The following is a 12,475-nucleotide window of genomic DNA, read 5'->3' as shown; positions in this document are numbered from 1 at the left end:
ATCCGGGCGGCGAACGCCTTGTGGGCGCGCTGCGATATAGTTGCAATTGCAACGACATGGCGGAATTTAGCCCGTGATGAGCTACTATTGCAACCTTCTTGAAATTCCCCGGATGGTGTTGCATGTCGTCGAAAGAGCCGGATGTATGGTTCCGTTTTGTCAGGGCCCACAGGACGGTCATCCGTGAGATCGAGCGCCGGCTGACCGAGGCGCAACTGCCGCCGTATGCCTGGTACGACGCGCTGTGGGGCTTGGAAAGCGGTCCTGAAGGCACGCGCCGTATGCATGAATTGGCCGATGTGCTGGCCATTGAGCGTTACAACCTCACGCGCCTGGTCGACCGCCTGGAAAAGGACGGCCTGGTGGTGCGTTCACGTTCCGACGGCGATGGCCGCGCAGCATTTGCCTCGATCACCGAGGCCGGCCGTACGCTGCGCAAGAAAATGTGGAAAATCTACGAAAGCACCGTGGATGAGCTGTTTTTGTCGCAAATCGAGCCTGAGCACCGTCAGGCCTTTGCCGATGCACTGCAGCGTACGGCGGGGTTGGCGATGGAAGCCGGCGTGCAGACCCGTAGCCGGCGCAAAACGTAAATGGGGTGAACCGTGGCGAGGTCATTTCAGGTCATACCGTTGCAGGGCGTGTTCCACCTTGTGTGTCTCGATGTGCCCTTCATCGGCTAACGCTTTTAATGCCAGCACTGCAATCCAGTAGCGGTTCGGCGCGGCTGCCTGTACCGAGCCTGCGCCCAGCGCCACGAAGTGCGTGTTCACATGCGCGGCCAACTGGTCGACCACCACTTGTGGGTAGCCGGTGACGGCAAGCACCGGTGTCCGACTCCCCGCCAGGCAGTCGCGCAGATGGCTGCTGCGCCTGGGCGCGCAGGGATGCAGGCGGTTCCAGCGCTCGGCGGCCGCCGCCTCGCGGGCCAGTCGGGTGTAACTGGGGCAACTCCATACATGCGCCGTGATGCCCCATTGCTGCTCAAGCAATTGCGCGGCGTGCATGACCTCTTCCAGGGCTCGACCGGCACCCAGCAAGCGCACGTTCGCCACGTCGGCAGTTTGCCGCACGGGATACATGCCCTTGATCGCACCTTCGCGGTCCAGCGTCTGCGGTGCGAGGGTGCTGGGCTGATCATGCAGCGCCAGGTAATAAAAGCCCGGCTGGCCATCCACGTACAGCGTACGCAACCCGGCCAGCACGATGGCCTGGGCCTCTTCGCCCGAGGCAGGGTCGTAGGGCGTACAGCGTGGATGGCTGGCCAGCCACAACGGCAGCGACGGTTGCGCGCCCTTCGGCCACGGGGATGGCTGGGTTTCGCTGTCATTGCACAAAATGCCGCGCTGGTCGGTCCGGTGTGACAGTGCACACAGCTGTGCAGACGAGGTGGCGCTGTGCAGGTAGAGCAGCGGCTTTTCCCCGGTATTGCGCGCAAACCAGGTGGGCCAGTTACCCGGGCGCCGACTGCGCGACTGGCCGCGAATCACCCAGGCCTGGCGACTGGATTCCAGCGCGCCGGCCATGCTCAAGACCGTGTACAGCGGTGAGCTGCGCGAGCAGGCGCAGGTGTCCAGTGCGTCGATGCACAGCTGCGCAGCGAGTGCGGTAGAGGCGGGCATGGGGGTGGCTCCTGGCGACAGAGGTGCCTACACTAATGGAATTGGTCTTATGATTGCAATTGCAATGATTGCAATAGTGCCTCGATCTTCCGACTAAATCAGTCCGCCGCCGCCGCGTTTAATCTTCACGTGCGGGAACATCATGGCGCAGACATTTTTTCGTCATGACGGCACTTTAGTCTGGTCGTGAAGGTCATTAATTGCGCTGGCATTTTTAACTTAACAAGGAGTCCACCATGGACGATTACCAGGAAGAACTGCTGGAGTACCAGGCATTCGAACTCGACCCGCTGGACCCGGTCGACGATGCCACCGAGCTGTAGGGCCGACTTCAGGCGGAATGCCGCTGACTGCGGCGAAATTCCCCTGGGGTCTGGTTGTTCCAGCGCCTGAAGGCGCGTTGGAAGGCTTGGGCCGAGGCAAACCCGAGCAAGTAGGCGATCTCGCCAAAGGCCAGTTCCGTGTCGCGAATGTAGGTCATGGCCAAGTCGCGGCGGGTATCGTTGAGAATCGCACGAAATTGCGTGCCTTCGTCGGCCAGTTTGCGGCGCAGGGTCCAAGTGGGCAGCTTCAAGCGTGCCGCCACTTCTTCCAGGTCGGGTTCCCGGCCACCATTGAGCATCGGCCCCAGCAGTCGAGTAATGCGCTCGCGCAGGCTGCGGGTGCGGGTCAGTTGCTCCAGTTCCCTTTCACACAGCTGTAACAACAGATGCCAGGTGCTCGGGCAGTACTGCGGGTTGCGCAGGGCCAGGGTGGCCTGAGTCAGGCGCAGTTGATTGCGGTCGGCGCCGAACTGCACAGGACTGTCCCCCAGCACGCTATACAAATGGCTGTATTCGGGGGCCTGGAATTCGATTTCGATGCGTTGGGCCGGCACCGGTTGTTGCGCCAGGCTCGACAGTTGATGCAGCCAGCCGGCGATGATCGAGTCCACCACAAAGCGGTTATAGGCGTTGTAGGGACTGATGGAATAAAACCGCAGCCAGGCGCCTTCGGCGTCTTCATGAAAGCTCGATTGCCCACGGTAGTTGGAGCCATACAGTGGTTCGAAGCGCGTCAGCGTGCGCGCGGCTTCGCGTACCGTCGGTGCCTGGGCGGCGGTGACACCAGCGAGCCCGGCCTGGCTCAGGCGACTGAGCTGACCCATGCGCAGGCCCAGGCCCGGATCGCCGGTCAGTTGAATGGCCGCATGCCCCAGGCGCATATAGCGCGGGATCGACAGGCGCGCGCCCGCTTCGGCCAGGCGTGCCGGGTCCAGGCCGTATTGCAGCAACAGGGGGTGTGGGTCCAGGCCGTGGCTGTGCACGGCATCGGCCAGGGTGTGCACGAAGCCCACCGACAGATCCCCCAGGCGCACCGGCTTCACGCGGTCACAGCCAGATATTGAGCAGGCGCGCACCACGGGCTTCGCCGTCGGCGAACAGTTGCCCGTTGCGGCTCAGGAAGCTCTGCCCGGCGCTGCCCAGGTCCCAGAACTGGCCACGCAAAAACACGCTCATGCCCGCTGTGGCCTGGCTGATCGGTGGTTGGCTGATCAGGGTCAGGCGGCGCCAGGCTTCGCCCTCGCTGGTTTCCTCGGGCTTGAGGCTGACTTCCGAAGGGGTCGACACGCTCTTGAAGCCGCGCCACGGGCGGTCCCAGGTGTTACGCCCGGTCACATAGGCCGGCACGGCAATCAACTGGGCACCTTGTTCGTTGAGCTTGCGGTAGTTGTCCGGGTACCAGCTGTCGCTGCCGATCAGCACGCCCAGGCGCCCGGCCGGGGTGTCGACCACGCTGACGATGTTTTCATCGCCGGGTTCGATAAAGCCGCGCTCGTCGTAGATCGGGTACAGCTGGCGCTGTGGCTGGCCCAGAGGCAAACCATCGGCGGCAAAGACCACACTGACGTTGTACAGCGCACCATGGCCGACCTGCAGTTGCCCCAGGTTCACACTGGGATTGGGCAGGGCGATGGAACCGGCCACCAGGGTCACGCCGAATTCCTTGGCCAGGCCGCCAAACAGCACTTGGTAATCGCGCGCCATGCCGGCGGCTTTCATGCGCAGGTACGCATCATCCATGCGGTTGTCGCCGGTGGCGCTGATCCAGGCGCGCAGGAACTGCAACGGATTGCTGATCGACAGCCAGTTCATCGCGTCCTTGAGGTGGGTGGCCTGGTACAGCTCGTTTTTCTCGCCGGCGAGCATCAGCCAGGTGCCGACATGTTCCGGCAGCACGACGACGGTCTTGTCGTTGATCAAGCCCTGTTCGCGGGCCTTTTGCAGGTAGGCCGAGAGCTTCAGGTGCAGGCGCTCCAGGCTCTGGTAATCGGCGGGGAACAGCTCCGGCTGGATGCCCAGCAGGTTGCCACGCTCGGCCGGCTGGCCTTCATTGACCGCGAGGGTGATGCGCAGGTCCGACAGGTAATGCGCCACAGGGCGCTCCTGGGTCCAGACCAGATACGCGGCGAGGGCGGCAACCAGGGCCATGGTGACGGTGAATATGAGTAATTTGCGCATGGGGCAACAGACAACAGACCGGGGGCAGGGTTCGCGACTAGGGTAGGGCTCCTGGCCCGGCTTGCCAAGGGTAGCTGTGCATTTGGATCAATAAGTTGTCAGTTTCAGTCATTGAGCGGTAGGTGATCGCCTCTTAGTCTGTGGGACATAAACCGATGGGGTGCCATTCGAGCCCTCCACGTCCCGTGATGATCCGTTGTGGAGCTGTACCATGACCGCTGCTGCCTACCCGCACCTGCTGGCCCCGTTGGACCTGGGTTTTACCACCCTGCGCAACCGTACCCTGATGGGCTCGATGCACACGGGCCTGGAAGAAAAGCCCGGTGGTTTCGAGCGCATGGCGGCGTATTTCGCCGAGCGCGCCCGGGGCGGCGTCGGCCTGATGGTCACCGGCGGCATCGGCCCGAACGATGAAGGCGGCGTGTATGCCGGTGCGGCCAAGTTGACCACCGACGAAGAGGCGCAAAAGCACCGGATCGTCACCCGCGCCGTGCACGACGCCGGTGGCAAGATCTGCATGCAGATCCTGCATGCCGGGCGTTATGCCTACAGCCCCAAGCAGGTAGCGCCGAGTGCGATCCAGGCACCGATCAACCCGTTCAAGCCCCGGGAGCTGGACGAGGAGGGCATCGAGAAGCAGATCCAGGATTTCGTCACCTGCTCGCAGCTGGCCCAGGTCGCCGAGTACGACGGCGTGGAAATCATGGGGTCCGAAGGTTACTTCATCAACCAGTTCCTGGCCGCCCACACCAACCATCGCACCGACCGTTGGGGCGGCAGCTTTGAAAACCGTATGCGCCTGGCCGTGGAAATCGTGCGCCGGGTGCGTGAAGCGGTCGGGCCGAATTTCATCATTATTTTCCGCCTGTCGATGCTCGACCTGGTCGAGGGCGGCAGCGTCTGGGAGGAAGTCGTGCAGTTGGCCAAGGCCATCGAGCAGGCCGGCGCCACTATTATCAACACCGGTATCGGCTGGCACGAAGCGCGTATCCCGACCATTGCCACCAAAGTGCCGCGCGCCGCGTTCAGCAAGGTCACCGCCAAGTTGCGAGGTGCGGTGACGATTCCGCTGATCACTACCAACCGTATCAACACGCCGGAAGTCGCCGAGCAGATTCTCGCCGAGGGCGATGCCGACATGGTCTCGATGGCGCGGCCGTTTCTCGCCGACCCGGAGTTCGTCAACAAGGCCGCGGCGGGGCGCGCCGACGAAATCAACACCTGCATCGGCTGCAATCAGGCGTGCCTGGACCACACCTTCGGCGGCAAGCTGACCACCTGCCTGGTCAACCCGCGGGCGTGCTATGAAACCGAACTCAATTACCTGCCCGTGCAGCAGATCAAGAAAATTGCGGTCGTCGGTGCCGGCCCTGCCGGACTGGCTGCTGCTACCGTGGCTGCCGAGCGCGGGCATCAGGTGACCTTGTTCGATTCGGCCAGCGAAATCGGCGGCCAGTTCAACATCGCCAAACGCATACCGGGCAAGGAAGAATTTTTCGAGACCCTGCGCTACTTCAAGCGCAAATTGCAGACCACTCACGTCGAGCTGTGCCTCAACACCCGTGTCGATGTGGCGCAACTGGTGGCGGGCGGTTATGACGAGGTGATCCTGGCCACCGGTATCGCACCGCGTACGCCGGCGATTGCGGGTGTGGAGAACGCCAAGGTGCTCAATTACCTGGACGTGATCCTGGAGCGCAAGCCGGTAGGCAAGCGCGTGGCGGTGATTGGCGCGGGCGGTATCGGTTTCGACGTGTCGGAATTCCTGGTGCACCAGGGCGTGTCCACCAGCCTGGATCGCGAAGCGTTCTGGAAAGAGTGGGGCATCGACACTCAACTTGAGGCCCGTGGCGGCGTGGCCGGGATCAAGCCCGAGCGCCATGCACCGGCGCGTGACGTGTTCCTGCTGCAACGCAAGGCGTCCAAGGTCGGCGACGGCCTGGGCAAGACCACCGGCTGGATCCACCGTACCGGACTGAAAAACAAACAGGTGCAGATGCTTAACAGCGTCGAATACCTGAAGATCGATGATGAAGGCCTGCATATCCGCATCGGCGCCGAGGGCGAGCCGCAGGTGCTGGCGGTGGACAACATCGTCATCTGCGCCGGCCAGGACCCGCTGCGCGAACTGCACGACGGCCTGGTTGCCGCCGGGCAGAACGTGCACCTGATTGGCGGTGCCGATGTGGCGGCCGAGCTGGACGCCAAGCGCGCCATCAACCAGGGTTCGCGCCTGGCCGCCGAGCTGTAAGTCGACGAAAGGGGCGGTGTTAGACTACCGCTCCTTTTCATTCAGATACTTCCCGATGGGTCCTTTCGACTGGCTACCTCACGCTCCCCTTGAACCTTTGCAGCTCGACTGGCTGAACGGGGTCGAGTTGGCCATGCTGCGCCTGGACCGTATCGACCCGCTGATCAGCGGCAACAAGTGGTTCAAGCTCACCGAACACCTGAATCAAGCCCGCGACGCGGGGGCCAGCGGGGTCATCAGCCTCGGCGGGGCCTACTCCAACCATCTGCACGCCCTGGCGGCGGCGGGCAGGCGCTTTAGCTTTCCCACGGTCGGCCTGTTGCGCGGCCATCCTCAAGACACCCCCACCGTGCTCGACCTCAAGGCGTTCGGCATGCAATTGCATTGGCTCGGTTACGGCGGCTATCGCGCACGCCATGAGCCGGGCTTCTGGTTGCCCTGGCGCGAACAGTATCCCCATCTTCATCCGGTGCCCGAAGGCGGCGGCGGGCTGGCCGGTGCGCTGGGCTGCGCGGTGCTGGTCGAGCAGGCGCAGGCGCAGTTGAGTCAGCTCGGCTGGGCGGATTACGACGCTTGGTGGCTGGCAGCCGGTACCGGGACGACACTGGCTGGGTTGGTATTGGCCGAGGCGGGCAGGCGTACGGTCTACGGCGCATTGGCAGTGCCGGACGATCACGGTGTCGCGCAGAACGTAAGTGCCATGGTGCACAACGGTTACGAACTGATCGACGCCAGCCGAGACGGCTTTGCCAAGGTCGATCCGCTGCTGCTCGATTTTATCGAGCGCACCGAACAGGCCAGCGGTGTGCCGCTGGAGCCGCTCTACACCGGCAAGGCGCTGCTGGCGTTGAAGCAACAGATCGAGACCGGACGCTTCGCCCCCGGTACCCGCCTGATCTTCATCCACACCGGCGGCCTGCAAGGCCGCCGAGGTTTCAATGCCTAGAGCAGACCCCCTGTGGGAGGGCCTTGCCCCCGATGGCCATGGGAAATCGCCACAATGCTGTAGCAGCCCACGCTAACCCCGTAAATCTGGAGCGTATAAAATCCCTCAAAACACTGGAGATCCAAATGTGGGAGGGGGCTTGCCCCCGATGGCGGTGGGTCAGCGACAACAGCGCTGGCTGACACACCGCATCGGGGGCAAGCCCCCTCCCACATTTGGACCGGGATCGACAAAAAACACCGGTCGGCTCCAAGGCCGCCGCGCTTTTGCTTTTGATCTCAGGCGCCCCGTTAAACCACGCTGGCCGGAGAGAGGGCACACCGAGCCTAGGCGAGGTGCCGAGTGGTGGGGCAAGAGCGTTTTGCTTACTTTTGCGCTTTTCAAAAGTGAGCCGCCGTCAGGGCGGAACCCTAAGTGGCCGTGACCGCAGAAACGGATATGTACTCGGTCCGACCCAACATCCCGGCCAGCCCCAAGGCCGCCATCGGGGGCAAGCCCCCTCCCACATTTGAACCTCGGAGCGTCAGGTAGATACGTGTTGGCTGTCCGGCCGTCACGGGAGCAAGCTCCCTAGCCACAGGTCCGGCGTCGCACCCAAGTTGTGCAGATACTCATGCCCCGATCAAGGTGTATCACTCGATGGATGTGTTGGCTGACTCGACGCCATCGGGAGCAAGCTCCCTCCTGCCCGGCATCATCCTCAGCGCCGTATTATCGCGCATCACGTAATGATGAAAGATCCCGGCCAACGCATGCAGCCCGATCAGCCAGTAACCGATCTGGCCAAACAGCACATGCCAGCCTTCAATCTCCTTGGCCAATGCCTTGTTCTCAGCGATCAGCGGCGGCAACTCCATCCCGTAGAACATCACCGAATGCCCCTCGGCGCTGACGATCAGCCAGCCGGCAATCGGCATGCCGATCATCAACCCATACAGCGCAACGTGGGTCAGCGTCGCCAACAGGCGCTGCCATGGCGGCGGCGCCGGCACGATCTTCGGCGCCACGCCCAGGCTGCGGGCGAACAGGCGCAGCCACACCAGCACAAACACGGTCAGGCCGAACATAAAGTGCATTTCGACGATCAGCGTGCGCGCACCGCTGCCTTTGGGGAACTGGCCGCGTAACTCAATGCAGGCGTAGACCACCGCCAGGAGCACCACCATCAACCAGTGCAATGCAATCGACATGGTGCTGTAGCGCGTATCGGAATTTTTCCACGGCATCGTTGGGTTCCTCACTTATCAGGGCAACTTTCCGTTCTTTGACGGAGTGGTTCAACTGTATGCCTGTTTGAAGCGCTTGGCCCGTAGTGAATGCCGGTGCATTGACCTTCGTCAGTGGCTTTGCGGCATTTCCCCGCGAGCCAGGCGTGCGTTGATATCGGCGATGACCTGCGGCAGATCGGTAATAGTGTCGATCAGGTAGTGCGGGCGTGAGCCTTCGAACATCGCTTCGATACGCTGGCGCTCGCCGGCCAGTGTGGCGCTGTCCAGCGCCCGGAACTGCTCATAGGTCAGGCCCAGGGCGTTGCCGGAGCAGGTCAGCGCCACTGTCCACATGCCTGCGCGGCGGCCTTCGAGGATACCCGGTACGGTGTCGTCGACTTTCACGCACGCCGCCACATCGTCAATGCCCAGCGCGATCACATTGGCCAGCGCCTGGGCCGGCCATGGGCGGCCATTGGGCACTTCGTCGGTGGCGACCACATGGTCCGCCACGTAGCCGTTGCTGGCGGCCAGGGCGACGACCTTGTCCATCACCTGTTTGGGATAGCCGGAACAGGAACCGATCTTGATGCCCTGGGCGCGCACGCCGGCAAGGGTGTCGAGGGCGCCGGGGATCAGCGCCGAGTGTTCGGCGATTTTCTCGATCTGCAGCGGCATGAAGCGTTGGTAGATGGCGCTCACGTCTGCATCGGTGGGCGTGCGGCCGAAGGCCTTGCGATAACGCTCGGCGACGCGCGGCTGATCGCAGAGGGTGCGGATATGGTCCCACTTGCCCATGCCCATCGGGCCACGAGCCTCTTCGATGGACACCTGTACGCCGAACTCGGCAAAGGCCTCGACAAAAATCTGCGTCGGCGCAAACGAGCCGAAGTCCACTACGGTGCCGGCCCAGTCGAGAATGACGGCCTGGAGCCTGGTGGGGTTTTGGTAGTTCATGGTTCAGATCCTGTGGGGTAATGGGGACAATCAGAGGTCCAGCACGTGCATTTCTTGCAGCACCTCGGCGATGGCCTGGACCGCCGCGCGCATGCCGGCCGCGTCGACATGGCCGATGCAGCCCACGCGAAAGGTCTCCACCTGGGTCAATTTGCCCGGATAGAGGATGAAACCCTTGGCCTTGACCCGTTCGTAGAAGTCCGTGAACTGGTAGCGCGGGTGTTGCGGGGCGTGGAAGGTGACGATGATCGGCGCCTGGATCGCCGCCGGCAGGAAGCTGCGCAGGCGCAGTGCGGCCATGCCGTCCAGGAGCGCGCGGCAGTTATCGGCGTAGCGTTGATGGCGGGCGGGCAGGCCGCCTTCTTCATGGTATTGCACAAGCGCTTCGTGCAGCGCGGCGACCACATGGGTGGGCGGGGTGAAGCGCCACTGGCCGGTGCGGGCCATGTAGCTGTGCTGGTCGAACAGGTCCATCGCCAGGGAATGAGAGTTGCCTGCGGCCGCAGCCAGCGCGGTCTTTTCGGCGAAGACAAAGCCCATGCCCGGCACGCCTTCCAGGCATTTGCCGGACGCGGCGATCAGCGCGTCGAAGGGCACTTCACGCGCATCGATCGGCAGTGCGCCGAAGGAACTCATGGCGTCGATGATCAGGCGCTTGCCGTGACGCTTGACCACTTCGGCGATCTGCGCCAGCGGGTTGAGGATGCCGGTGCTGGTCTCGCAGTGGATCAGCGCGACATGGGTGATCGCGGCGTCGGCGTGCAGCAGGCGGTCCACCTCGGCGGCGGTGGTGGGTTGGTCTTCGGGCGTTTCGAAGGTGCTGTACGCGCGGCCGAGCACGTCACAGATCTTCGCCAGGCGTTTGCCGTAGGCGCCGTTGATCAGCACCAGTACCTTGCCGTTACGCGGTACGAGGGTGCCGATGGCGGCTTCGACGGCGAAAGTGCCGCTGCCCTGCAACGGCACGCAGTGGTGGCTGGCGGCGCCATGGATGATCGCCAGCAAATGCTCGCACACGCTGGCGGTGAGTTGGTTGAAACGCTCATCCCATGAACCCCAGTCCACCATCATCGCCTGGCGCGTGCGGTTGGAAGTGGTCAGGGGGCCGGGGGTCAGCAGGAGCGGCGCGGCAGGGGTCATCTCGGGTCCTCGTAAAACAACGGGTCGACTCTACGGCGCCTAAATTGCAGTTTGGCTTGTTATCAATCAAATTGTTTGTTGTTATGCGAGCTATCAGTGAGGCCGATAACCATGAACCTGTTCCAACTGCGCGCATTCGATGCGGTGGCCCGCGAGGGCAGTTTTACCCGTGCGGCCGCCCGGCTGTTCATCAGCCAGCCGGCGGTGACCGGGCACATCAAGGCGCTGGAGGAGCACTACCAGATCCCTTTGCTGCGCCGCACTGCGCGGCGGGTCGAGTTGACCGAGGAGGGCGCACGCCTGGCGGCGATCACCCGGGCGATCTTCGGCCTGGTGGATGAGGCGCAGGCGATGCTCGAAGCCAACCGCCAATTGCTCACCGGGCGCCTGGAAGTGGCGGCGGACGGCCCGCATCTGGTGATGCCGATGATCGCCCGGCTGCGCGTGCTTTATCCGGGCGTCACGGTGAATCTGCGCCTGGGCAATGCCCAGGAAACCCTGGCGGCGTTGTTGTCCGAGCATGCCGATGTGGCGGTGCTGACCGAAGTGGAGCCGCGCAATGGCCTGCACCTGCATCCCTTGGGCGAGTCGCGTATTTGCGCGCTGGTGCCGGCCGTGCACCCGTGGGCGGGGCAGGCCGAGGGCATTGCACTGTCGGGGTTGAACGAAGAGATCATGGTGCTGCGCGAGCCCGGTTCCATTACCCGGCGTACCTTTGATGAGGCGTGCCTGGCTGCCGGTGTGCGGCCCAGGGTGCTGCTGGAACTGGACAGCCGGGAGGCGGTGACGGAGGCCGTTGCGGCGGAGCTGGGCCTGGGGGTGGTGTCGTCGATGGAGGTCAGCCGCGACCCACGTGTCAGCGCCGTGCCGATTCGCGGCGACGGCCTGCAGAACCGGCATCTGCTTGGCTGCCTGGAGCGGCGCCGGTCGTTGCGCTTGATCCAGGCCTTTTTCGAGTTGGCGCCCTGAGGGTTTTTTGGTGGAACGATGCGTTGCTGCGCTATAAACTCTGCCCCCAAAGCGCCGGCCAGTAGACGTTTCGGCGCCATGGAAAGTAGAGAGTGAGTCATGGGCGCACAGTGGAAAGTCAAACATAAAGAAGCGGCAGCCAATGCCAAGGGCAAGATTTTCGGCAAGCTGGTGAAAGAAATCACCATCGCCGCCCGCAATGGTGCAGACACCTCGACCAACGCTCACCTGCGTCTGGTGGTGGAGCAGGCCAAGAAGGCCTCGATGCCCAAGGAAACCCTGGACCGCGCGATCAAGAAGGGCGCCGGTCTGCTCGGTGAAACCGTGCAGTACCACCGTGTCACTTACGAAGGTTTCGCCCCGCACCAGGTGCCATTGATCGTCGAGTGCGTCACCGACAACATCAACCGCACCGTGGCGGAAATCCGCGTGGCGTTCCGCAAGGGCCAATTGGGGGCTTCCGGCTCGGTGGCCTGGGACTTCAACCACGTCGGGCTGATCGAAGCGTCGCCGGACACCCCGGACGCTGATCCGGAAATGGCCGCCATCGAAGCCGGTGCCCAGGACTTTGAAGACGGCGAGGAAGCAGGCACCACTTTGTTCATCACCGAAACCACCGACTTGGACGCTGTGCAGAAAGCCTTGCCGGAGCAGGGCTTTACCGTGCTGTCGGCCAAGCTGGGCTATCTTTCGAAGAACCCGGTCAGTGGGTTGACCGATGAGCAGATGGCCGAGGTCGAGGCGTTCCTGGAAGGCCTGGATAACCATGATGATGTGCAGGATATGTTTGTCGGGCTGGCTGGCTGATTTTTATTTGGATGCATGCAGTCAAAATGTGGGAGGGGCGGTGCGACGATTCGACTTGCGCCCGATGGCGGCCT

At 63.2% G+C, this 12,475-nt stretch carries 11 protein-coding genes; 5 read left to right on the top strand and 6 right to left on the bottom strand.

Features of this window, described 5'->3' with window-relative positions; all coding sequences use genetic code 11:
• The first annotated feature begins 122 nt into the window (after nucleotides 1–122).
• Entirely contained in the window at nucleotides 123–593 is a 471-nt protein-coding gene (locus tag J1G34_RS06350; RefSeq protein WP_065884864.1) for a MarR family winged helix-turn-helix transcriptional regulator, read from the top strand.
• 21 nt (nucleotides 594–614) lie between these two features.
• Here J1G34_RS06350 and J1G34_RS06345 read toward each other — a convergent pair whose 3' ends face one another.
• The 3 genes from J1G34_RS06345 to J1G34_RS06335 form a co-directional block, all read right to left on the bottom strand.
• Nucleotides 615–1,622 (bottom strand): transketolase-like TK C-terminal-containing protein, encoded by a 1,008-nt coding sequence (locus J1G34_RS06345; RefSeq protein ID WP_065896781.1) that lies wholly within the window; start codon nucleotides 1,620–1,622, stop codon nucleotides 615–617.
• Between the two features lie 331 nt (nucleotides 1,623–1,953).
• Nucleotides 1,954–2,988, bottom strand: a complete 1,035-nt coding sequence (locus J1G34_RS06340) for an AraC family transcriptional regulator (protein WP_065896780.1) — start codon at nucleotides 2,986–2,988, stop codon at nucleotides 1,954–1,956.
• 4 nt (nucleotides 2,989–2,992) lie between these two features.
• Complete coding sequence (locus tag J1G34_RS06335) at nucleotides 2,993–4,123, bottom strand: carbon-nitrogen hydrolase family protein (protein WP_222993595.1); 1,131 nt, start codon at nucleotides 4,121–4,123, stop codon at nucleotides 2,993–2,995.
• A gap of 211 nt (nucleotides 4,124–4,334) precedes the next feature.
• On the opposite strand from J1G34_RS06335, the gene J1G34_RS06330 reads away from it, so the two are divergent.
• Complete coding sequence (locus tag J1G34_RS06330; protein ID WP_222993592.1) at nucleotides 4,335–6,374, top strand: NADPH-dependent 2,4-dienoyl-CoA reductase; 2,040 nt, start codon at nucleotides 4,335–4,337, stop codon at nucleotides 6,372–6,374.
• Nucleotides 6,375–6,429: 55 nt separating this feature from the next.
• Nucleotides 6,430–7,320 carry a 1-aminocyclopropane-1-carboxylate deaminase/D-cysteine desulfhydrase gene (locus tag J1G34_RS06325; protein WP_065936098.1) on the top strand — a complete coding sequence of 297 codons (891 nt, stop codon included), beginning with the start codon at nucleotides 6,430–6,432 and terminating at the stop codon, nucleotides 7,318–7,320.
• A 632-nt stretch (nucleotides 7,321–7,952) separates the two neighbouring features.
• Here the strand turns inward: J1G34_RS06325 and J1G34_RS06320 are convergent.
• The 3 genes from J1G34_RS06320 to J1G34_RS06310 all read right to left on the bottom strand — a co-directional run bounded on the left by J1G34_RS06320 (nucleotide 7,953) and on the right by J1G34_RS06310 (nucleotide 10,625).
• Nucleotides 7,953–8,546 (bottom strand): cytochrome b, encoded by a 594-nt coding sequence (locus J1G34_RS06320; protein ID WP_065936097.1) that lies wholly within the window; start codon nucleotides 8,544–8,546, stop codon nucleotides 7,953–7,955.
• A gap of 111 nt (nucleotides 8,547–8,657) precedes the next feature.
• On the bottom strand, nucleotides 8,658–9,485 hold the full coding sequence (gene phnX, locus J1G34_RS06315) for a phosphonoacetaldehyde hydrolase (protein WP_222993590.1): 828 nt from the start codon (nucleotides 9,483–9,485) through the stop codon (nucleotides 8,658–8,660).
• A 30-nt stretch (nucleotides 9,486–9,515) separates the two neighbouring features.
• Complete coding sequence (locus tag J1G34_RS06310; protein ID WP_222993588.1) at nucleotides 9,516–10,625, bottom strand: 2-aminoethylphosphonate--pyruvate transaminase; 1,110 nt, start codon at nucleotides 10,623–10,625, stop codon at nucleotides 9,516–9,518.
• Nucleotides 10,626–10,736: 111 nt separating this feature from the next.
• Between J1G34_RS06310 and J1G34_RS06305 the strand changes: the two genes are divergently transcribed.
• Nucleotides 10,737–11,594, top strand: coding sequence for a LysR substrate-binding domain-containing protein (locus J1G34_RS06305; RefSeq protein ID WP_222993586.1), 858 nt, complete (start codon nucleotides 10,737–10,739; stop codon nucleotides 11,592–11,594).
• Between the two features lie 99 nt (nucleotides 11,595–11,693).
• Nucleotides 11,694–12,401, top strand: a complete 708-nt coding sequence (locus J1G34_RS06300; protein WP_065884874.1) for a YebC/PmpR family DNA-binding transcriptional regulator — start codon at nucleotides 11,694–11,696, stop codon at nucleotides 12,399–12,401.
• Nucleotides 12,402–12,475 lie beyond the last annotated feature (74 nt).

This window comes from Pseudomonas sp. Wu6 (assembly GCF_019891515.1).
Lineage (GTDB): Bacteria > Pseudomonadota > Gammaproteobacteria > Pseudomonadales > Pseudomonadaceae > Aquipseudomonas > Aquipseudomonas orientalis_A.
Note: the sequence above shows the minus strand (reverse complement) of the source record. Positions and strands in the feature narration are given on the sequence as shown.